The 21,975-nt window shown below is 57.0% G+C and carries 18 protein-coding genes; 7 read left to right on the top strand and 11 right to left on the bottom strand.

Translation table 11 applies throughout. The features are described from left to right. The first annotated feature begins 16 nt into the window (after positions 1 to 16). The 3 genes from BFP70_RS08385 to BFP70_RS08375 all read left to right on the top strand — a co-directional run bounded on the left by BFP70_RS08385 (position 17) and on the right by BFP70_RS08375 (position 4,672). Positions 17 to 1,135 carry an HPP family protein gene (locus tag BFP70_RS08385; protein WP_066010890.1) on the top strand — a complete coding sequence of 373 codons (1,119 nt, stop codon included), beginning with the start codon at positions 17 to 19 and terminating at the stop codon, positions 1,133 to 1,135. A 221-nt stretch (positions 1,136 to 1,356) separates the two neighbouring features. Further along, a complete protein-coding gene (gene clpA, locus BFP70_RS08380) occupies positions 1,357 to 3,684 on the top strand; it encodes an ATP-dependent Clp protease ATP-binding subunit ClpA (RefSeq protein ID WP_066010889.1) in 2,328 nt (775 codons plus the stop codon). Positions 3,685 to 3,754: 70 nt separating this feature from the next. Further along, positions 3,755 to 4,672 (top strand): M23 family metallopeptidase, encoded by a 918-nt coding sequence (locus BFP70_RS08375; RefSeq protein ID WP_083217402.1) that lies wholly within the window; start codon positions 3,755 to 3,757, stop codon positions 4,670 to 4,672. Here BFP70_RS08375 and BFP70_RS08370 read toward each other — a convergent pair. From BFP70_RS08370 to BFP70_RS08360, 3 genes are all read right to left on the bottom strand, one after another. Continuing rightward, complete coding sequence (locus BFP70_RS08370; protein ID WP_066010888.1) at positions 4,669 to 6,102, bottom strand: peptidoglycan -binding protein; 1,434 nt, start codon at positions 6,100 to 6,102, stop codon at positions 4,669 to 4,671. The genes BFP70_RS08375 and BFP70_RS08370 overlap by 4 nt on opposite strands. Before the next feature lies 1 nt (position 6,103). After that, on the bottom strand, positions 6,104 to 7,291 hold the full coding sequence (locus BFP70_RS08365; protein ID WP_066010887.1) for a biopolymer transporter ExbB: 1,188 nt from the start codon (positions 7,289 to 7,291) through the stop codon (positions 6,104 to 6,106). An 81-nt stretch (positions 7,292 to 7,372) separates the two neighbouring features. Beyond that, the gene (locus BFP70_RS08360; protein ID WP_066010886.1) at positions 7,373 to 7,918 is read right to left on the bottom strand and encodes a gamma-glutamylcyclotransferase; all 546 of its coding nucleotides are present in this window, start codon (positions 7,916 to 7,918) and stop codon (positions 7,373 to 7,375) included. Positions 7,919 to 7,966: 48 nt separating this feature from the next. Between BFP70_RS08360 and BFP70_RS08355 the strand changes: the two genes are divergently transcribed. Beyond that, the gene (locus BFP70_RS08355; protein ID WP_083217401.1) at positions 7,967 to 9,019 is read left to right on the top strand and encodes a DUF2125 domain-containing protein; all 1,053 of its coding nucleotides are present in this window, start codon (positions 7,967 to 7,969) and stop codon (positions 9,017 to 9,019) included. A 23-nt stretch (positions 9,020 to 9,042) separates the two neighbouring features. Here BFP70_RS08355 and BFP70_RS08350 read toward each other — a convergent pair whose 3' ends face one another. From BFP70_RS08350 to hisC, 3 genes are read right to left on the bottom strand one after another with little or no spacing between them, the layout of a single operon-like run. Beyond that, entirely contained in the window at positions 9,043 to 9,642 is a 600-nt protein-coding gene (locus tag BFP70_RS08350) for an extensin family protein (RefSeq protein WP_066010884.1), read from the bottom strand. Beyond that, entirely contained in the window at positions 9,639 to 10,565 is a 927-nt protein-coding gene (locus BFP70_RS08345) for a prephenate/arogenate dehydrogenase family protein (RefSeq protein WP_066010883.1), read from the bottom strand. The genes BFP70_RS08350 and BFP70_RS08345 overlap by 4 nt, the downstream gene beginning before the upstream one ends. Beyond that, positions 10,562 to 11,662: a histidinol-phosphate transaminase gene (gene hisC / locus BFP70_RS08340; RefSeq protein WP_066010882.1), complete on the bottom strand. Its 1,101-nt coding sequence runs from the start codon at positions 11,660 to 11,662 to the stop codon at positions 10,562 to 10,564. Before hisC ends, BFP70_RS08345 begins: the two co-directional genes overlap by 4 nt. A gap of 297 nt (positions 11,663 to 11,959) precedes the next feature. Between hisC and BFP70_RS08335 the strand changes: the two genes are divergently transcribed. Next, entirely contained in the window at positions 11,960 to 12,391 is a 432-nt protein-coding gene (locus BFP70_RS08335; protein ID WP_066010881.1) for a hypothetical protein, read from the top strand. Between the two features lie 145 nt (positions 12,392 to 12,536). Here BFP70_RS08335 and rpsD read toward each other — a convergent pair whose 3' ends face one another. From rpsD to BFP70_RS08320, 3 genes are all read right to left on the bottom strand, one after another. Then, positions 12,537 to 13,157, bottom strand: a complete 621-nt coding sequence (rpsD, locus tag BFP70_RS08330; RefSeq protein ID WP_066010880.1) for a 30S ribosomal protein S4 — start codon at positions 13,155 to 13,157, stop codon at positions 12,537 to 12,539. 292 nt (positions 13,158 to 13,449) lie between these two features. Further along, entirely contained in the window at positions 13,450 to 14,526 is a 1,077-nt protein-coding gene (locus BFP70_RS08325; RefSeq protein WP_066010879.1) for a Hint domain-containing protein, read from the bottom strand. 149 nt (positions 14,527 to 14,675) lie between these two features. Next, positions 14,676 to 15,644: a lipid A-modifier LpxR family protein gene (locus tag BFP70_RS08320; RefSeq protein WP_066010878.1), complete on the bottom strand. Its 969-nt coding sequence runs from the start codon at positions 15,642 to 15,644 to the stop codon at positions 14,676 to 14,678. Positions 15,645 to 15,913: 269 nt separating this feature from the next. On the opposite strand from BFP70_RS08320, the gene BFP70_RS08315 reads away from it, so the two are divergent. Beyond that, a complete protein-coding gene (locus BFP70_RS08315) occupies positions 15,914 to 16,591 on the top strand; it encodes a sugar transferase (RefSeq protein WP_066010877.1) in 678 nt (225 codons plus the stop codon). A gap of 262 nt (positions 16,592 to 16,853) precedes the next feature. Beyond that, a complete protein-coding gene (ilvD, locus tag BFP70_RS08310) occupies positions 16,854 to 18,695 on the top strand; it encodes a dihydroxy-acid dehydratase (protein WP_066010876.1) in 1,842 nt (613 codons plus the stop codon). Positions 18,696 to 19,264: 569 nt separating this feature from the next. Here ilvD and BFP70_RS08305 read toward each other — a convergent pair. Both BFP70_RS08305 and BFP70_RS08300 read right to left on the bottom strand, forming a co-directional pair. Next, positions 19,265 to 20,410 (bottom strand): FUSC family protein, encoded by a 1,146-nt coding sequence (locus BFP70_RS08305; protein WP_176715517.1) that lies wholly within the window; start codon positions 20,408 to 20,410, stop codon positions 19,265 to 19,267. Between the two features lie 79 nt (positions 20,411 to 20,489). After that, a complete protein-coding gene (locus BFP70_RS08300) occupies positions 20,490 to 21,884 on the bottom strand; it encodes a uracil-xanthine permease family protein (RefSeq protein WP_066010874.1) in 1,395 nt (464 codons plus the stop codon). Between the last annotated feature and the right edge of the window lie 91 nt (positions 21,885 to 21,975).

The raw sequence follows: 21,975 nt of genomic DNA, 5'->3' as shown, positions 1-21,975 counted from the left end.
GATGGGACGGCGACGCATGGTCGACATCCTTCGCGGTGCCCTTGGTGCAGGGCTTGCAGTGTTATTGGTGGCATTGGTCATTCGGCAGCTGCACCAATCTGACGCGGCAGATTTCTATCTGGTGTCCAGTTTTGGCTCTGCGGCGGTGTTGTTGTTTGTTTTGCCCAACTCCCCATTGGCGCAACCGTGGGCGGCTTTCTTTGGGATGTTGATTTCTGCAACCGTGTCCGTGGCAATCTTACGATGGGTGCCACCGCCCTATGCGGATGGGTTGGCCGTGGCTGGCGCGATTGCGGCGATGCAGGCTTGTCGCGCCTTACACCCTCCGGCGGCGGGGATCGCGCTATTGGCGGTAATGGAATTTGAAGCCGGGCGCAGCCTGCCGTTTTCCTTCGCGTTGTTTCCGATTGGTACGGTCACATTACTGTTGATCCTTTGCGCGATGCTGTGGAACCGCGCCTTTGGCATTCATTACCCAATCAAACCGCTAAGCCTGGCGCCGGCCCTGCGCCATCGCACAACGGGTCCTGCCCGAGAGCTGGACGAAAAGGCGCTGCAAAAGATCCTGCTGGACCTGCAACAATCTGCCAACATCTCAACAGCTGATATGGCGCGCGTCATGGCGGCGGCCGAACATCACGCAACCGAAGCCTTGCTGCAAGGCACACTTGTGCAAGATCTGATGACCCGCGCGCCAGTGACGGTCACCCCCGAGGCGCCATTGTCTGAAATCGTACGCAAGATGACGGCGCTGGGGATCAAAAGCCTTCCTGTGGTGGATCCTGCCGGGCGCTTTCTGGGCGTTGTGGATTATGGCCCTGTAATGGCGCGGATGTCGGCCGATCTGGCGGCAATGCGCACCTCGTTTCGTTTGCGCCCTGCCCCACAAGAGGCCGAGGCGCAGGCGTTGATGGCGACAAATGTCGTCACCGTCGACGGACAAATCCCAATCGCGGCCCTGTTGGAACGGTTTTCGCACCATGTGGCCCGTATGGTGCCGGTGAGATCGGGCGACCGACTCGCCGGGGTGATCACCCGAACCGACCTTATCGGACATCTACTGAATCACATCCCCGACCCGGTGGCAGATGCCACGCGTGAAGAAAAAAATAACTCTTCGTCGCTCAGCCGTTGAAAACAGAACATATCGGTCCCATATTGCGTTCCAAGCCACGACGGATCCCAAATTCGTAACCGTCTGTTTACTTTTAAGGCACAGCCTAAATCGTGAACGGTTTTTGTTGCGAAGGGGCTTGAAGCCGAGCGATTTCCACCGAAACTTAAACCTATGAGGCCATGATGGGCTTCGGGCCGGTGATAGTCGGTGCCGTCGTCACACAGGATAAGGAGCACCATATGCCATCGTTCTCGACCACTCTCGAACAAGCGATCCATGGTGCGCTGGCGCTCGCCAATGCACGCCGCCATGAGCTGGCGACTTTGGAACATCTGCTGCTGGCGCTGATCGATGAACCCGACGCGAACCGCGTGATGCGGGCGTGTTCGGTCGATCTGGATGAATTACGTCAGACACTCACTGAATTCATTGATGATGATTTGTCGACCCTGATCACCGAGGTTGAGGGGTCCGAAGCCGTGCCGACCGCGGCCTTTCAACGCGTGATTCAACGCGCTGCGATTCACGTACAATCTTCGGGTCGAACCGAAGTGACCGGCGCAAATGTGCTGGTCGCAATCTTTGCCGAACGCGAATCAAATGCAGCATTTTTCCTGCAAGAGCAGGATATGACTCGCTATGATGCGGTGAATTTCATTGCCCATGGTGTGGCGAAGGACCCGGAATTTGGCGAAGCTCGCCCGATTACGGGTGCCGAAGAACAAGAGCAGCAAAAGGCCGAGACCGGCCCGAACCCTGCTGAAAACAAAGAATCCGCGCTTGCGAAATACTGCGTAGATTTGAATGCAAAATCGCAAAAGGGTGACATTGACCCGTTGATTGGGCGCGAATCCGAAGTTGAACGCTGTATTCAGGTTCTGTGCCGTCGTCGTAAAAACAACCCGTTGTTGGTCGGCGATCCCGGCGTGGGGAAGACAGCGATTGCCGAAGGTCTTGCCCTGAAAATTACCCGTGGTGAAACACCGGACATTCTGTCCAAAACGATCATCTTCTCGCTTGATATGGGCGCGTTGCTGGCAGGTACCCGTTATCGCGGTGATTTTGAAGAGCGTCTGAAGGCCGTTGTTAAAGAGCTGGAAGACCACCCGGATGCAATTTTATTCATTGATGAAATCCACACCGTGATCGGTGCTGGGGCGACATCCGGCGGGGCGATGGATGCGTCGAACCTTTTGAAACCCTCGCTTTCGGGCGGGAAATTGCGTTGCATGGGGTCGACGACCTATAAAGAATTCCGCCAACATTTTGAGAAGGATCGCGCGCTAAGCCGCCGCTTCCAGAAAATTGACGTGAATGAACCGTCAACTGCGGATTCGGTGAAAATCCTGATGGGGCTTAAGCCATATTTTGAAACCCATCATGATATTCGCTACACGAATGACTCCATCAAGACCGCTGTCGAATTGTCCGCACGCTATATTCATGATCGCAAACTGCCTGATAAGGCGATTGACGTGATTGATGAGGCGGGTGCCGCACAGCATCTGATGCCCGATTCTAAGCGTCGCAAGACGATCGGGCCAAAGGATATCGAAAATGTCGTGGCCAAAATCGCCCGCATTCCACCGAAGAACGTGTCTAAAGACGATGCGGAAGTGCTGCGGGATTTGGAAAAGTCGCTTAAGCGGGTGGTCTTTGGTCAAGATAAAGCGATTGAGGTTCTGGCCAGCTCGATCAAGCTGGCGCGGGCCGGTTTGCGCGAACCTGAGAAACCCATTGGCAACTACCTGTTTGCCGGGCCAACTGGCGTAGGCAAAACCGAGGTCGCTAAGCAATTGGCCGATACGCTTGGTGTCGAGCTGATGCGCTTTGACATGTCCGAATACATGGAAAAACATGCGGTGAGCCGTCTGATCGGTGCACCTCCGGGCTATGTCGGGTTTGATCAAGGCGGGCTTTTGACCGACAGTGTGGATCAGCACCCGCATTGTGTCTTGCTTCTTGATGAGATCGAAAAAGCACATCCCGATGTCTTTAACATCCTGCTGCAGGTTATGGATAACGGCAAACTTACGGATCACAACGGGCGTAAAGTTGATTTCCGGAATGTGATATTGATCATGACGTCAAACGCGGGTGCATCGGATATGGCCAAGGCGGCCATCGGCTTCGGACGCGACCGTCGTGAGGGGGAAGACACCGCCGCGATTGAACGCACGTTCACACCAGAGTTCCGCAACCGCTTGGACGCGGTCGTAAGCTTTGCGCCGCTACCACGCGACACAATCTTGCAAGTGGTCGATAAATTCGTGCTGCAACTTGAAGCTCAGCTTATTGATCGCAATGTGCATATCGAACTGACACCAGAAGCCGCCAATTGGTTGGCTGAAAAAGGTTATGATGACAAAATGGGAGCGCGCCCGCTGGGCCGTGTGATCCAAGAGCACATCAAAAAGCCTTTGGCCGAAGAATTGCTGTTCGGAAAGCTGACCAAGGGCGGGATTGCCAAGGTTGCCGTCCACGACGGTGAACTGGTGATCAATGTTGAAGAAATGACGAAACCTCGGATCTCGGGGTCGAAACCGCCGCTGCTGACCGCAGACTAAGGTGCGGGCCTGTGCCATAGTGATATGTTTTTCGGCCCTGCCCTGCGGGGCCGAAAGCATAAGTGCACCCGTGTTTGGTGCTCAGACGGGTTTTGCCTTTCCTGTCGAATGCAAGCTGGGCGAAACCTGTTATATTCAAAACTATGTCGATCATGATCCGAGCCAAAACGCCATTGATTTCACATGTGAAAATCTAACCTATGATGGCCATGACGGAACCGATATTGCCCTTGCCACCCAAGCAAATATGCAAGCGGGCGTGACCATCCACGCCGCGGCCCCCGGAATCGTTCAAGGCCGCCGTGATGGCGAAGCAGATGGTGTTTTCGCCAATGGTGGCGCGGTCACCGGGGTAGAATGTGGAAATGGTGTGGTGATCAACCATCCCGGCGGCTGGCAAACGCAATATTGCCATATGCTACAAGGCAGCGTCGCGGTCACCAGCGGTATGCGTGTCGACACCGGCAGCGTGCTTGGCCAGATCGGTCAATCGGGCAAAGCGGCGTTTCCGCATCTACATTTTGAAATTCGTCATGATGGCACGTCCGTAGACCCGTTCACCGCTGGCCGTGTCAACGACACCTGCGGTAAGATGACCGATCAGACGACGCTGTGGCAAGATGAGCCACCTTATCAGGCGGGCGGCATTCTAAGCGCAGGTTTCAGTGCCGCGGCTCCAGACTACACTGACCTGAAGGCGGGAATATGGCCGGAAAATCCGGATAAAAATGCCCCCGCTCTGATCATTTGGACCTATGGGTTTGGCCTTCGCGACCAAGATCAGATCCAACTGACCGCGACCGGGCCGAATGGGTTTCAGTTTGACCACATCAGCACCGCGACGAAGAATCAGGCCCTATTTTCGCGATATGCCGGAAAGCGTCTGCCGAATGGCGCACCTGCCGGCGCGTATCAGGCGCAGATTACAGTGCGACGCACTGACGAAATCATCGACAGCACTACCGTTAATCTAACGATTGCACCCTAACGCTCAGTCAGTTTCAGCTCAATCCGTCGGTTCTGTGCCCGCGCAGCCTCTGAATTGCCTTCCGCCACCGGGCGAAACTCTGCAAAACCCGTCGCTGCCAGCCGCTCGGGCGCAAAGCCCAAAGCATCAGTCATATAGCGCACAACGGACAGTGCGCGGGCCTGTGACAGCTCCCAGTTATCGCGGAATTGCCCTTGCCCGGACAACGGCACATTATCAGTATGACCATCTACACGGATGATCCAATCCAATTCAGGTGGGATCTGCGCCGCCAACTCTTCCAGCAATTGCGTGACCTGCGCGATCTGTGCCTGACCTGCCGCCGACAGTGTCGCAGAACCGGGCGCAAACAGCACCTCAGATGAAAATACAAACCGGTCGCCTACAACCTTAACACCCTCGCGTCCTTCGAGGATTTGTGACAAACGGCCAAAGAATTCAGAACGATAGCGCGTCAAATCGCGCGCCTCGGCCTCTGCGGCCAAACGCGCTTGCTCTTCCAATGCTGCGCGGCGTTTTTGCTCTGCGGCCAGCTGCGCTAAGGCCTGGTTCAGCTGACTTCCCAAGGCCTCTACTTGCACCTTGGAATCGGTGTCGCGCTGCGCAGAATCGTCCAATAACCCTTGCAGCTGCCCCAATTGCCCACGCAGGCTGGCGATTTGTTGGTTCAACAGCGCCAGCTTGCGGGCCGCGTCCGCGCCTGTCGCTTCTTGCTGCGCCAGTGTCTTCTGCGCAAGCTGCGCCAAGACCTCCTTACGCTCCGCTTCCGTCACACTGCGGGTCAATTCGCCTTGCAAACGATCGCGGGCCGCTTCCGCCGCCGCCAAAAGGGTCAGCGTATCTTCCGCGTCTGCGCGCGCCTGTTCCAAGGCCAGCGTCATCGCCGCCAATTCATCACCCGAGGCCTGAAGCTTTTCACGCAGCGCTTCCATCGTGGCGCGGTCCAGTCGCAGCTGCTCTGCCCGGCTATCCGCATCCGCGCGCGCCGCATCGCGCGACGCCTCCAATGATGCAATGCGCGATTGATCGCGCGACGACGCCGCCAATAGCGCCGCAACCTGCGATTCAAATGCGGTAATTTGCTGTTCGGCCTGCATAAGCTGCGATGTATTCGCGTCTAATTGGGCATTCAACGCAGAGATCATCGCGTTTTGTTCGCTCACCTGACCTTGGGCCACATCCAGCGCACCTTGCAAATCGCTGACTTGAATTTCACTTAGGGACAGCGCATCGGCCAGTCCAGCGACCTGCTGCGCCAGAACAGACAGCTCGGTCTCTTTTGTTGTGATCGTTTCGCGCAAAACAGATTGCACCACCATAAAGATCGTCAAAACGAACATCAGCACCAGCAAAAGCGCCGTCATCGCGTCCACGAAACCCGGCCAAATATTTGCCGAAAAACGGTTGGCGCCACGCCGTTGCAAGCCCATCTTAGGACTCCCGGTTGCGTGACAACAATGCGCGGGTCAGCGCGGCAAAATCATTGCGCAGCTCCGCCATGCTTTCTTGCCGCCCGGCCGAAAGCTCTTCCAACATCCGTGCCATTTGTCCGTCAATCGAACGCATCCGCATACGCATCTCTGCATCGGTCTCTGCGCTTTGATCGGCGTCGTGGCGCGCGGCCAGCCCCTCCAAGGCAGCGATCAGGCGATCTTGCCCATGCGCCATATGTTCCAACGCCTGCGCTTGGGCGGCACGCGCGTCGACCTCATGGCCCAAACGTTCGGCAAGGGATTCCATCACATAAGACATCTGCCCCAACCGCGCGTCGACCTGCGCGCGCGACGCATCCGCGTCCGAAAACATGCGCTGAAGGCCTTCCATCTGTTCCGACATATGATCCAGAATTTCAGCGACGATAGAGCCTTCGCCATTATCCCCATCTATTGCAGCAAAGCTAAGCCGGGTGATCGACGACAGCCATTCTTCCAGCTCTCGGTAGAACCGGTTTTGGCCATGGGTGACAAATAATTCAAGCAACCCAACAACAAGAGAGCCCGCCAACCCCAGCAGAGAGGACGAAAACGCCGTGCCCATACCGCCCAGCTGCGCCTCAAGCCCGGTCATCAACTTATCAAAAACCGCGATACTAGATTCGCCCTCTTGTGGGGCCAATGCGCGGATGGTTTCCACCACCGCCGGAACCGTCGTAGCCAGACCGTAGAACGTTCCCAACAGACCCAGAAAGATCAGTAAACCCGTGACATAGCGGGTGATATCGCGGGCTTCGTCAATCCGGGTGCCCACCGATTCCAAAATAGAGCGCGTGGCCGAAGTGGCGATCTGACCGCGTCCGCGCGCGCCCAATAGCGACGCCAGCGGTGCCAGCATTGATGGCGCGTTGACATTGGGGCGGCCGGGGCGGTCGGCGGCAAAGCTTTCGATCCAGACCACCGCCTTGACCAACTGCACAACCTGCCAAAAGCAGGCCAAAACGCCGGCAACAAAGACGGTTGCAATCACCCCATTCAGCCACGGATTGGCCAAAAAGATCGGGAAAATCCGGGCATATGCGAACCAACCGCCCACGCCCACAAGCCCCAGCACCACAAGCATCATCAGAACTTGTCGCACCGGTTGGGAGAATTGCGGATCCAATCGGATCTTCTGGTCGGACATATGCGGCCCCTGCTCTTTTCGCATGTTTCCAAAACCCTAGCCGGGGTGCAGGCATTCGCCAAGGGCCATTGCGCAGATTGTCTACACGTCTATGTCTTGGCGTAGCACCCGCACCCGCACTGCCAACCAGTCCAGATCGGGATCTGCCACGCCCAGATCAGACAAATGCTGCGCCGTGTTCCACAGGTAATCACAATTGGGGCCAACCTCACCACAGGCTTGCGCAATGATTTTCGCCTGCGTTTCAAGGTCATATTGCACGAATTGCCCGCAATCATGACGAATGACATAGGTCACGGCCTCCACTTTGCGGCCATCGGCAAGCAACAGTGGAATGCGGCGCTCTTCATAGGCATCCGACACCAGCTCACGCGCGCGCAAATAGGCCAGAACCTCTTCCTCCTCTCCGGCAGGCACCGACAGCGCCAGCCCCGAACACACGCTGCCTGGCGCATGGTCCAACGCCAGCACCAATCCGGGCTGCGCGGTGGTTCCGCGATAATGGATTGAGGTCATGCAAAACGACCGTGTCCAACCCTCAGCGCGGGCCAAAATCCGCTCGGCAGGGGTGAAACCCGGCCGCCAGATCAGCGATCCATAGCCAAAGATCCATAACGTTTCGGTCATTTTACTGGTTCTCCCTTTCATCTCGACATAAATGAAAACAAGGCTGCGATGAAGGGGACAGTGGATATGAAAAAGCTGATTGGCTTGGCCGCGGTATTGGCCGCGCTTTACGCCGCCTATTGGGTTGTGGGGTCACGCACCGCGCTGAATGGCGCGCGCGATCTGATCACTATTGCACGCAATGCCGGTTGGGGTGATGCTGAAGATGTCACGCTACGCGGGTTCCCATCCCGGTTTGATCTGACCTTTTCGCAACCGCAATTGGACAGCGCAGATGGGTTTCTAAGCTGGACAACCCCACGCGCGCAGGTCTTCGCGCTGAGCTATCAACCCAACCAAGCGATCATCTTCTTGCCCGATGAACAAGCGCTGCGAATGGGCGACCAAACCTTTACCCTGTCAAGCAAAGACACGCGCGCATCAATCGAAACCGGGTTTTCGACCAGTTTGCCGTTGCAAGAGGCCGTGGCCGTGATCAAATCCCCGGTGCTGACGCCAGAGGGACAACCAAAACAGGCGATCCGTGCCGATCAGCTGCGTTTGGCCGTCGCCGCGCAATCGCCCGATACGGCCCTTTTGTCGGCACAGGCGACGGGCGGCGTTGCCGCAGCCCCCGCGGCGGCCTATCGCATCGGGACAGAGCTGACCGATCTGGTCGCCCCGCAGGCCATGGCACATTATTTGCCAAAAGGTCTGCCACTGACGATAGAGCGGCTGCATCTGGACGCCATTGCCGGGCTGTCAGCCCCGCTGGATAAGGCGGCAACCTTGGTTCCCCCGGTGCTGGACACGTTGCAAGTTCGCGACCTGACCATGTCCTGGGGCGGTAAGGCGTTGTCTGCGGAAGGTGCGATTGCGATTGCGGCTGACGGGCGTCCCTCTGGCACGTTGACCTTACGCTCGGTGGATTGGAAGGCATGGCTGGACCTGTTGGTAGAGGCAGGGCTGCTGCCCCAAAAACAAAAACCGATGATCACCATGTTGGCCGGACAAATGGCGGCGAAAACGCCAGATCAGGCGCTGGAACTGAAAGTCGTATTTAAAGATGGCCAAATGCGTATTGCCGGCCTACCCGTTGGACCGGCTCCGGTGTTACGTTAAGAATTGGCCGTAAGGTTCTAAAATTACCGGCAATACGGCCCGCCGCGATGGCTGGCCGTATCCACATGGAAATGATCCTGATGGAAGCTGTCGGAATTTGGACCCAGCACGGTTCCAAATGTCCCACAGGCCGATTGATGAATACGTGACATGATCTTGCGTTCACGTCGCCAATCGTCTTGCACCGTCAATTTCGATCCATCGCGCAACAAGATCGCAGAAATATCAACGGCATTGCCCTTGCCATGTTCTGACAGTTTCGCGCCAACCTGACGATTACGGCCACGGCAAGCATAGCTTGCAGCGACCTGCAGCGCCTCAATGCCACCGCCCTTGCGCCCCACTGCCGGTTTAATCCCGTTATCAACCCAGGATTTCAACGCCCGCGCTGTGGTGCAATTAACCTGTGCCGGGCTGGTCAGCCGAATACCGGACACCGCACGCACCATCACCGCATTGTCGATACCACAGGCCCCCGGGCCAGCCACATCTGGAATAGGCTCTCCGGCAAGGCCGCGCACGCCGCATAACGACCCGGTCGAGACATAATCCGCCTGCCGCCCGCCACAATTCAGCAGCGTGGTCACCGCAAGCAGCGCGACGCCCAGAACGGCGCGGCTCATACCGAAGTGTCGGGCTTAGCAGCCCGTCCAAAATCTGGCGCATCCGTGTCCTGCCCCGCTTCAATGATCGAGCGACGGATCCCACGCGTGCGGGTAAAATAGCTGTGCAACAGATCGCCATCTTCCATACGAATCGCCCGTTGCAGCATGAACAATTCTTCGGTGAACCGCCCAAGGATATCCAGTGTGGCGTCTTTATTGGTCAAGAACACATCACGCCACATCGTCGGGTCAGAGGCCGCGATCCGGGTAAAGTCCCGAAACCCCGAGGCCGAATATTTAATAATTTCCGAATGGCTGACGCGGCGCATGTGATCGGCCACACCCACCATCGTATAGGCGATCAAATGCGGACAATGCGAGGTCACAGCCAAGACCAGATCATGGTGATGGGCGTCCATCTCATCCAGGTTGGCGCCCATTCCCTCTAAGAAGCCGCGCAAGCGTGCCACGGCCTTTGCATCCGCCCCCTCTTGCGGCGTCAGCAACCACCAGCGGTTCACGAACAGGGTGGCAAAGCCTGAGCGCGGTCCGGATTGCTCCGTCCCGGCAAGGGGGTGGCCGGGCACAAAATGCACGTTGTCAGGCAGATGTGGCTGCACCGCATCAATAACCGCCTGCTTCACCGAGCCAACATCCGTGACTGTCGCATCGGGTGCAAGATGCGGCGCGATCTCTGCAGCAATTGCGCCCATCGCGCCCACCGGAACACATAGAACCACCAGATCGGCGCCCTGCACAGCCTGCGCTGCGGTTTCATGGACCGTATCGACCAGGCCGATATCCAGCGCCGTCTGCCGTGTCTGGGCAGAGCGCGCATGACCAGAAATAGCGCCCGCCAGATCATGCTCGCGCATCGCCCGCGCCATAGATGAGGCAATGAGGCCCAAACCGATCAGCGCAACCTTGTTATACCGGCTCATGCGTTGCCAGCCATGAATTGCACTTTGAACAGGCCGATCAAATGGGCCACCCGGCGGCATGATGGTTCATCCCCCACCGTGATCCGCAGGCAATTGGGCAGGTTATAGCTGGTGACAAGGCGCACGATCACACCTTCAGTTTTCAGATAAGCATCGCAGGCTTCTGCCTCTTGCGGGCTGGTAAAGCGCGCCAGAATGAAATTCGCTGTCGATGTATCCGAGGGCACACCTTTTTCCGCCAAAGCCTCGGCCAGCCAGCCGCGCAGACGCGTATTGTCATTGCGGCAACGGTCAATCCAATCTTGATCGCGCACAGCGGCCTCGGCCGTTTCAAGCTGCGTCGTCGACATATTGAACGGCCCACGAATACGATTGAGCACGTCAATAATGTCTTGCGGGCCATAGCCCCAGCCAACGCGCAATCCGCCCAGCCCATAAATCTTGGAAAAGGTCCGGGTCATAAAGACATTAGGCAAACGTCCAGCCAACTCGGCCCCGCCGTCATAGCCTTCGACATATTCCGCATAGGCAGAATCGATCACCAAGATTGCTTGGGGTGGCAAACCGACGGCCAACCGCTCCAATTCGGCAAGGGGGATCATCGTTCCGGTCGGATTGTTCGGATTGGCGATAAACACCAATTTCGTCTGTTCCGTGCAAGCTGCCAAAATGGCGTCAACATCCGTGGTCCGCTCACGCTCTGGAACAGAGATGGGCGTCCCACCTGCGGCCAGCGTGGACACGCGATACATCAAGAACCCATGTTCGGTGAACACCACCTCATCGCCCTGCCCGACATAGGCCTGGCATAAAAAGTGCAAGATTTCATCCGATCCAACGCCAATAATCGTGCGTGAAACATCCAGCTTATGCACATCCGCAATCGCTTCGCGCAGGGCCAAATGATCTGTGGACGGGTAGCGATGCATTGAATGCGCGCATTTTACAAATGCCTCTTTCGCCTTGTCCGACGGCCCGAAAGGGTTCTCGTTGGAGCTAAGCTTAATGGCATCGCTGCGCCCTGCAACCCGCGACGCACCGCCTTGATAAAGCGCAATATCCATGATGCCCGGCTGCGGACGGATCTGATCGGTCATTGTCTGGTCCCTTGGCTTATCCCGCCTCTTTACCCGTAGCGCGGGACCATTTCCAGAACTCATTAAGCTTATTTGCTCCATATCGCTGAGCGGGCAAAACCAAATTACACATAGCCCTTCTACCCACCGACATTTGGCGACACGCGCCAAGTTACACAGCGCCAAAGCGCATCAATCCCGTTAATCAAAATTAAGTAAAACTTGAACATTTCGACGCGGTCCGGCCTCAGACCCCGCCAGATTCATGCCTCATTTAGATTTGATATTATAACTACGGGCTGAAGTGAGGAAAATTTTATGTATATTGTAAACTTGACGATTGGGACCCACACCCTGCACCACCTACGCGCGGCTCTGTTGATGGGCGGTCTAATGGTAGGCACTATGATCGCGGCACAGCCAGCCGCAGCCGGCGACCCGCTAGAGGCCGCCTTCCGCTCATTGCCAGAAAGTCGCCGCGTCGCTGTGCAAAAAGAATTGCTCTATATGGATTTATTCACCGGTGTATCCAACGGTCGTTGGAGCAGCGGAACAAAACGCGCATTGCTGCGTGGCGTAGAAGAGGTCAAGCTGCGCTCAAACCTGCATATTAAGCCCAAGCTGCGCGGCGATACTGCAATCCGGGATTATTTTGAAAATCTTGAAACCGGCGCCTATCGCGAGGTTTTTCAAAAAGATGATGACGATGTCGGCATAAGCTGGCCGCAATGGTCTTTCCTGACCCGCTAACCCAATCTTTCACCGCGCGCCGTCACCCGGCGCGCGTTTTTATATATGCTGTCGCCCCAACAAGATCATGTCACAGCCACAGCAAAAAAGCCGCCCCAACAGGGCGGCTTTTCGTAAATCTTGCCACGGTCGAAAAACTGTAAGATCAGTTTTTCGCGTAGAATTCGACAACCAGATTCGGTTCCATCTGCACAGCATAAGGAACATCGCCCAATGCCGGGGCGCGAACGAAGGTTACGGTCAGTTTCGAACCGTCAACGTCCAAATAGTCAGGGATGTCGCGCTCAGCCGATTGCTGTGCTTCCATCACCAATGCCAATTGCTTGGACTTCTGGCGCACCTCAACCACATCGCCTTCGCGAACACGGTATGAAGGGATGTTAACGCGCTTGCCATTCACGGTCACATGGCCATGATTGACGAACTGACGCGCTGCAAACACGGTCGGGACCAGTTTCGCACGGTATACAACCGCGTCCAGACGCGATTCCAACAGACCGATCAGGTTTTCACCCGTGTCACCTTTTACACGCTCTGCTTCGGCGTAGATGCGACGGAATTGTTTCTCGGTCAGGTCGCCATAATGGCCTTTAAGCTTCTGCTTGGCACGCAGCTGAAGACCAAAGTCCGACAATTTGCCTTTGCGGCGCTGACCGTGCTGACCTGGGCCATATTCACGACGGTTCACCGGGGATTTTGCGCGTCCCCAGATGTTTTCGCCCATACGGCGGTCAATTTTATACTTGGCAGACGTGCGTTTGGTCACGGCTGTTCTCCTTCTTAACATTGCGAAGGGCGTTGTCCTCCTCCGGTGACGGGCTCTGCCCGCTCCGGCGACAGGTTTCCTCTCACAAGGTCCACCAACACCAATGAAAACCCGGCAGCCTCAGCCACCGGGAACGCCGCGCTTATACACAACCCACAAAAACCTACAAGCCCTTTCATCTTGCCCTTAAATATCCCGGGGTGAATTGGGCCCAAAGGCCCAAGAGGGGCAGCGCCCCTGTCACAGCCTTAAAACCAAAGACACATACGCTGACGTCAAAATACCAATGTGCCTAGGCTGCCAGATCATGGCGCAAAATCGCGGCCTGCGCAGGCGTCAGCGCGCGCCGCGCATAGGGCCCATACGCCCGCAGATCGCCTGCCAGTTCCGGCCGAATATTCAACAACCGCGCGCGGTCATCACGCTCTACGCATTCCAGCGCAGTCGAGGCAGGATGAAAACTTTCGCTCTCAATCCCATTGGCCACCAATACTTGATGGCGCTCTAACATCAGATGCACATAGCTTAGCGATCGCAACCCGCTCACCCGACGCACGGCCGCTTGTCCAACTCGTGCCCTGCATCCAACCAAATCACATGCCCGCACCAAAATTTCGGGCGTATTGAACAGCGCCTGCGCCGCATGCCCTCTGATCAGGACCCGATGCTGCGGAGACACCAGCAAGTCACCATCTGGCTGGCCCTGCGCTAACCAGCCCGCCTCAATCCGCACCGGACGCAACTCAGGCATCGCGAACAAACGTGCTCCGCTGATCCGACGCGATCCAATCCATTGTAGCGGCTGCGCCCCATCATCGCGGGTCGACACCATATCTCCAACGCGCAAATGTTCCACCAAACGTGGCCCTTGTGGGGTTTCAATCCGCGTGCCCGGCGTAAAACAGATCACCCCCGGCGCCGCGCGCCGCGCGCCCTCAGGGCGCAAATCCAATGCGCAATCCACCACCCAATAGTCCCGGCCCGGCTCAGGCATCTTACCGTCAAACATCACCAGCCACGCCTGCGCCTCGGGCATCTCAACAATGGTCACCACATGGGCGGACAGACCATCCGTGATCGTAAAACTTTGATCGGGCAAGATCGTGCCGCTATCGCCTGGATTGAGCTGCGGCGCCACCGCCCGGCCTAGCAAGCGGCCAACCATTCTCGCGGCCCCCGCCCGGCGGGCGCGGTCCTCTTGCGCACCCTCCAGAACCAGAACATCTTGCGGGCCATCAATTCGCAACGCGTCACCATACCAGCGCCACAAAACACCCGGCTCCACATCACAAAGCGGTGCCGCGGCCAGCCCCTCTGTCTCGGTCTGCGCCCATGAAATGACGAAAATACCCTGCGGGCCCGCCTGCATTCCCAGTCCGTCCTGTCTGCTCGCCCCCACCTCTGGGGACCGGCCTTATGGCCTTGTTATGCAGCAAGATTAGCATGGCGATTCGCCACGAGCAAATCCGCAATGCTTTCCCCTTGGGTTTTTTGCGCAATTTCTCGGCCAAATTGGCGTTAGAAAGACAAATCCAGCTGAAGCGCCCCAACCACCTGCCCTTCAGGTTGGCCTTTGTATTCTTCAGACAAATAGCTGGCGCCGTAAAAAATCCGTGCCTCTTCAACTTGTAAGGTCACGCCTGCGCGGGCGCGATAGCGCATGTCTTCATACTGCAGACCATCGGCCGCGGGAAACAGATCGCTGTCGAACACATGGGTCATATCCATCCCTAGTGTAAAGCCAACACCCGATACGGATGCGCCCTCCAATCCCGGATGCAAAAAACCGGTTACATCATCACGCAACCACAGCACATCCTGTGCCATCTGCCCGATTTGCATATCCACACCTGCGCGCAGCACATCCTCCTCTGCGACGCGGGCAGATACAAATGGCTGAAGCACCATGTCCTGCCCCACCGCAATATCGCGGCGCATTTCACCGATCAGCGTCGGAAACAGCTGATTGCCCAGCTGTGTTTGCGCAGCAATCGGTTCGGGCTGATTGAACCAGTCATGGATCCGTTCTTGCACACGCCATGCCGGTGTATCCGGGCCAATAGCGGTCACCCCAGCACCGATTTGGCTGGCAAAGCCCTGCCACTGAAAATGGCTGATCGCCGCAAGATCCACCTTCGACACATAGCGGCGATCATCTGGTGCCGGGTCTTCCAAATTTGACGGCGCGATGATTTCACCGCCAAAACGGTATTCCATCAGACCAAAGGGCTGCTGCGGCAGATCGCCGTCAAAGTCATAGCCATGCAAAACCGACACATGGATTGCCCCTGTGCGCCAGCGATCTTGGCCATCAAATAACACATCATTGGCCACGAACCTGGTCCAGCCCAAATAATGCCGTCCCTGCGGGCTATCCACATCGGCACCGATGGCAGCCCCGCCCATATCCTGTGCCAAACCCACGCCCGGGCATGTCAAAGCGATGACCGCCAGCGTTGAAACCATTTTCTGAATACGATTGCCCATGAAAAGCCTGCCCCTCGTGCTCAATTCAATTTTTTTCACAATTTGCCTCGCGCTACGCTGCGCGACAAGCCAGCAGCGTATTTCCACGCGCCAAACCCCCGTGACGTTCCCCTTCCGCCACAGTGCAACCACCACAAAGGCAACGTAACGTCATCCTAATTAGCCATAGTTTAGCTAAAATTTTCCACATCTCGGACATGATTGCCGCTCAAAAGAGCAAACGTTGTTAACGAGTGCTCAAGGTTTTGGGCAAAGGGGAGGCAGGTCAGATGAACGAACTATCTACGGATGCTGCGCATAGCACGCGCCCGGATCTGACATCTGTCTCCCTTGGGCCACGCTCGATTTATCGGTCTTATGGAAAACGATGGTTGGATCTGGCCTTATTGATCCTGGCCGCGCCCATCGTGATTCCGTTGGTGGGGCTGCTGGCTGTGCTTATCGCGCTTGATGGGTCGTCACCATTTTTTGTTCAGGACCGCATCGGCGAAAAAGGCCACAGGTTCCGCATGTTCAAGCTGCGCACCATGGTGCCTGATGCAGAACAGGCATTGGCCCATGTATTACAAAACGATGCCACGCTGCGACAGGAGTGGAACCGCCATCAAAAGCTCGCACGTGATCCACGGGTTACCTGGATCGGGGCAATTTTGCGCCGTGCGTCGCTGGATGAATTGCCACAGCTGATCAATGTGGCCTTAGGGGATATGTCACTCGTCGGTCCACGCCCCATGTTGGTTGAACAACAGGCACTCTATCCCGGCAAAAGTTATTTTCGTCTGCGCCCGGGCGTAACCGGAAACTGGCAGATTTCAGACCGTCATCAAAGCGCCTTTGCCGATCGTGCGCAGTTTGATGACGTATATTCCCGCACGATCAGCCTCAAGATGGATCTAAAAATCTTGCTGGCGACAGTGGGTGTGGTGATGCGCGCCACCGGACGATAACAGCCCCATCATATATATATGGCCTTGGCAGCTGCCAGCGCGAGGCCCGGCGCCGCCCCAGATGATTTTGGGGCGGCGCATGTCCCGTTATCCCCTCATCGCGCAATTTTGTTTCAACAATTGCCCGGAAAATGCGTATTTTCAGTATGCAAGTGGTCCTCCCCTCTGTTCTTCGGCCAAGGCCTGCGTTAAAGCTGCGCCCCGATCAGGGCATAATGCCCTGTCGTCATGACCCACAGCCATCCGAGAAAAGGGAAAGCCAATGCCCTATTACCGTTCCCGCCGTTCCACACATGGTCGCAACATGGCCGGTGCCCGTGGCCTGTGGCGTGCCACCGGCATGACCGATAGCGACTTCGGCAAGCCGATCATCGCCGTTGTCAACTCTTTCACGCAATTCGTCCCCGGCCACGTCCACCTGAAGGACCTGGGCCAAATGGTCGCGCGTGAGATCGAGAACGCAGGTGGTGTCGCAAAAGAATTCAACACGATTGCGGTCGATGACGGGATCGCAATGGGCCATGACGGGATGCTATATTCGCTGCCCTCACGCGAGATTATTGCAGATAGCGTAGAATATATGGTCAATGCCCATTGCGCCGATGCGATGGTGTGTATTTCCAACTGTGACAAGATCACGCCCGGTATGATGATGGCCGCCATGCGGTTGAACATTCCGGTGATCTTTGTCTCTGGCGGCCCGATGGAGGCCGGCAAAGTCACGATTGACGACCTGGAACGCGCAGTGGATCTGGTGGATGCGATGGTCGTCGCAGCCGATGATAAATATACCGACGAACAGGTTGCGGAATTTGAGGCAAACGCCTGCCCCACCTGCGGCTCATGCTCGGGCATGTTTACCGCGAATTCGATGAACTGCCTTGCCGAAGCGTTGGGGCTGGCGCTACCGGGCAACGGCTCGGTATTGGCAACCCATGCCGACCGCAAAGAGCTGTTCTTGGAGGCGGGTCGCAAAATCGTTGAAATCACCAAGGCGCATTACGAAGACGAAAAGCCGGGCATGTTGCCGCGCGATATCGCCTCGTTCGAGGCGTTTGAAAACGCCATGTCGCTGGATATCGCAATGGGCGGGTCGACCAATACCGTGCTGCACCTTTTGGCGATTGCCCATGAAGGCAAAGTCGACTTCACGATGGATGACATTGATCGTCTGTCGCGCAAAGTGCCGGTGTTCTGCAAAGTGGCCCCGGCCAAACAAGATGTGCATATGGAAGATGTCCACCGCGCAGGCGGAATCATGGGCATCCTGGGCGAAATGAACCGTGCAGGGCTGATCCATAATCAGGTGCCTACCGTGCATTCCACATCCATGGCAGAAGCCTTGGCGAAGTGGGACGTGGTCACGGCCAATGATGACAAGGTGGATGAATTCTACCGCGCGGCCCCCGGTGGCGTCCGCACGACACAGGCTTTCAGCCAGGACCGCCGCTACAAAGAAGTTGACCGCGACCGCCAGAACGGCGTGATCCGATCGGCCGAACATGCGTTCTCGCAAGATGGTGGTCTGGCCGTGCTGTTTGGCAATATCGCGCAAGACGGTTGTATCGTGAAAACGGCAGGCGTGGATGATCACATCTTGAAATTCTCTGGCCCGGCAAGGGTGTTTGAAAGCCAAGATGATTCCGTTTCGGCCATTTTGACCGGTAAGGTCAAAGAGGGCGAAGTCGTTGTAATCCGCTATGAGGGGCCGCGCGGCGGACCGGGTATGCAAGAGATGCTTTACCCGACCTCATATCTGAAATCCAAAGGTCTGGGTGCAAAATGTGCCTTGCTGACCGATGGCCGTTTCTCTGGCGGGACGTCGGGCCTATCTATCGGCCATGTCTCCCCAGAGGCAGAAGAAGGCGGCACAATCGGTCTGGTTGAAAGCGGCGATATGATCGAAATCGACATCCCCAACCGCACCATCCACCTGGCGGTCGACGATGCCACATTGGCCGCGCGCCGTGAGAAGATGGGGCCAACACCATGGAAACCGGCCGCACCGCGCAAACGCGCCGTGTCCACCGCATTGAAAGCCTATGCGATGCTGGCCTCCTCTGCGGCAAAGGGCGGCGTTCGGATCCTGCCCGACGACGCATAAGAACTGCGGCGCCCGCATCAGACAAAGTCCGCCGCGATCAATCTGATGCGGGCCGGCTTTGGGAACAAGAAAATTGCGCTTGCTAAGATCTCCCTTGGCAAGCGCAATTTTTTTATACAGCGGCGTCATTTTTGCTCCGCAATGCGCGGTGACAGCCTTCTCCCGTATCGCGGTTTTGCAACAAAGGGGATCTGGCCTGTTTTCTGGCCGCGCCAGCAGCTTGACTTCAGGGCCTTCCGTTTGGATAGGACGGGGCTTTTCCATCCATAGGGTATGTGCCGAACACCTGTGAATTAACGCCATTTATGTAGGCGAGTATCTCCGTCTGGACTTGCCACTATATTTCCATGGCAGTCGCTAGATTGGCCTCCCTGTCACGGGCAAAGACATTGCTGATAGCGCCCGGCCAGGGCTGTCCCACAGCCCCCTTAGGGCAAACATGAGGTTAGGCAGCCTTCGTCACAAACCGCTTTCGACACATATCGTATCGGCGTTTGCTATGTCCCAGATGGCGGAACGTGTCACCACTGATCGGGGCGATTTTGTGTGCTGACACTGCGCTGCGCGTGTCAGCGTGACGGGTCGCTGCCTTTGATCCGACGCCACAGCGCATGGGCGGCCCATTGGGTTACGAACGCGGACAGCCCGCCTATCAGGGCCCCAAGCACCCTGTCTTCGGCATTCAGGACGGGGCTTGCATTCCCCTGTGTCACCATGAAGATCACCGTGGCGGTCAAAAAGGCGACAAAGACAGGAAAGCCAACCGGTAATATCAGCAACGTTAGGAAGGCGCTGCCCACAAACAAATACGGCAGCAGCCAATGGCCGGGCAAAGCCATCACGACACCCGTCGCGATTACGGCACCGATCAATGTCGTCACCAGCCGGGTTGCCACGCTGGACCGAGTTGCCAACAGATCAGGGCGCAGCACAAACAACGTTGTCATCGGCGCCCAATACGGCCGCGACAGCCCAACCGTATCAGCCACCCAGAAGGCCATGCCCACCGCAGCAGCGCATTGCGCGCCTTGCCAACCCATCGTCAGGATCGGCGCGCGCTCCTCACCCTCACCCAGCATAAAATCCATACGCCTGGCATTGGGCGCCACACGGCGCCACAGCCAGACCAGGGAATGCTCTACTGCCAAAACCCCGATCTGCGTTGCCAAAACAACCGCGACCAGTCGATACGGGTTTTCGATCTTGTCAAAAAAGATCGCCGCAAGGGCAAAGAACAACCAGCTTTGCACCAGCAACCACCACATCGACTGGTTGTTGCGCGAATAGGCCCCGACGGCGAAAGCGCCGACAAGCAGGCCCGGAATGCCCAGCCCCACGCCAAACACCACCGCATTGCCCAGCAACAGCCCCGCCAACAGGCCCGATGTCTTGCCGCATATATCCATCAAAGCAACCGCCCAGCGATGCCCATGATAGGCACGGCCAAGCCCGGTCGAGGTCGACAGCGCCGCCCCCATCATCGACAGCTGCATCGTGCGCGGCACATCAAACACCTGCAGCGCAATCGCCAGTAAACCAAGAGTAAGGGCGGCAGGCACAGCCTGCACCCAGTTCAACTGCGATACCCGATCCAACATATAAGCTCCGTTCAATTCCGTGCGCGGCGGTGGCAAAATCCGTGCGAACACAAGCGGCTGATAGCATGCGCAGGGATTTGCCGCACCCCAAATGAAACGGCCACGCATTTTCAGCATGGCCGGTTCAAATTTACATCCCCTTGGGCGCGTTGGCTTGGTGGGCCACCGCAGGCACGCCAGCAATTTGGCGGGCACATCACGCCAATCGCGGCGCATCCTCTTCCTTAAGCGCCGTCGAAGGCTGGGCTGTGGGTGTGTGCTCTTCTGGAATGACCAACGACAGGATAATTGCGGACAACCCGGCCAGCGTAATGGGCGTGGCCACCACTTGCTTCAAAAAGACCGGCAAATGCTGCGTGGCGTCTGGCACCAGTGTAACGCCCAGGCCCAACCCAAAGCTGACCGCCATGATGTAGACACGGCGCATATCAATCGGCTGACTGGCCAGGATGCGGATACCCGCGACAGCAATCGTCCCAAACAGCACAAGCGTCGCACCGCCCAGCACCGGTTTGGGCACCAGTAAGAAAACGGCACCAATGATCGGAAAAAAGCCCATCACAACCAAAAAGCCTGCGACATACAGCCCAACATGACGGCTTGCCACGCCGGTCATCTGGATCACACCGTTATTCTGGCTAAAGGTCGTGTTGGGAAATGTGTTGAATAATGCGGCAATTCCTGAATTCACCCCATCGCCCAAAACGCCACCACGGATCCGACGCAGATACAGATCTCCCTCCACCGGCTGTCCCGATATCACAGAGTTTGCGGTCAAATCGCCAGAAGTTTCAATCGCAGTCACCAGATATAAAAACGCAATGGGGATGAACAGGCCCAGATCAAAATCCAACCCGTATTTCAACGGCACAGGAAGCGCAAAGATCGCTGCATTCGACAGGGGTGCGGCGCTGACCATCCCAAGCAGCGCGGCCAAAATCGTGCCCACCACCAGCCCGACCATAATGGCCGAAATCCGCAGCATTGGCTTGCCTATAAAGGTGGCGGCCAAGATCACCACCAATACCACCGTGCCCAGCAGCAGATTGACCGGTTCGCCCAGGGCCTCGCCTGCGGTGGCGCCGCCGGCAAAGTCGGTGAACCCAACTTTGACAAGGCTTAACCCGATAACGGTGATCACCACGCCGGTGACGGTCGGGTTGACGATCCGCCGTAGCTTTGTGATGAATTGTGACAAAACGATTTCAACAAGGCACCCGGCCAGACACAGGCCGAAAATCATCGCCAGAATATCCTCGGCCGTGCCACCGCGTCCCTTTACCGCAAAACCTGCAGCAAGGATCGCACCCAAAAATGCGAAGGACGTGCCCTGTAGGCTTAGCAGGCCAGACCCCACCGGACCAATCCGCCGACATTGAATGAATGTCGCAACCCCAGAGACAAAAACCGCCATCGAAATCAGATAAGGCACATGTTCGCCCAAGCCCAGCACGCCGCCGATCACCAATGTTGGTGTCACGATACCGACGATTGACGCCAGAAGATGCTGAAAGGCAGCCAAGGCCGCAGGTCCGGGCGGCGGACGATCCTCTAATTGGTAAATCAGCGTGCTGCGTGATGTATCGGCCATGACGATCCTCCGGGCATTGAGCATGGTATCCCCCCATCGGGCGACAGCGTGCCGGGAAAGAAAAGCTGCAGATGAGGAATTGCGCATAAAT

It is taken from the genome of Thioclava sp. SK-1 (genome assembly GCF_001705665.1).
Lineage (GTDB): Bacteria > Pseudomonadota > Alphaproteobacteria > Rhodobacterales > Rhodobacteraceae > Thioclava.
Note: the sequence above shows the minus strand (reverse complement) of the source record. Positions and strands in the feature narration are given on the sequence as shown.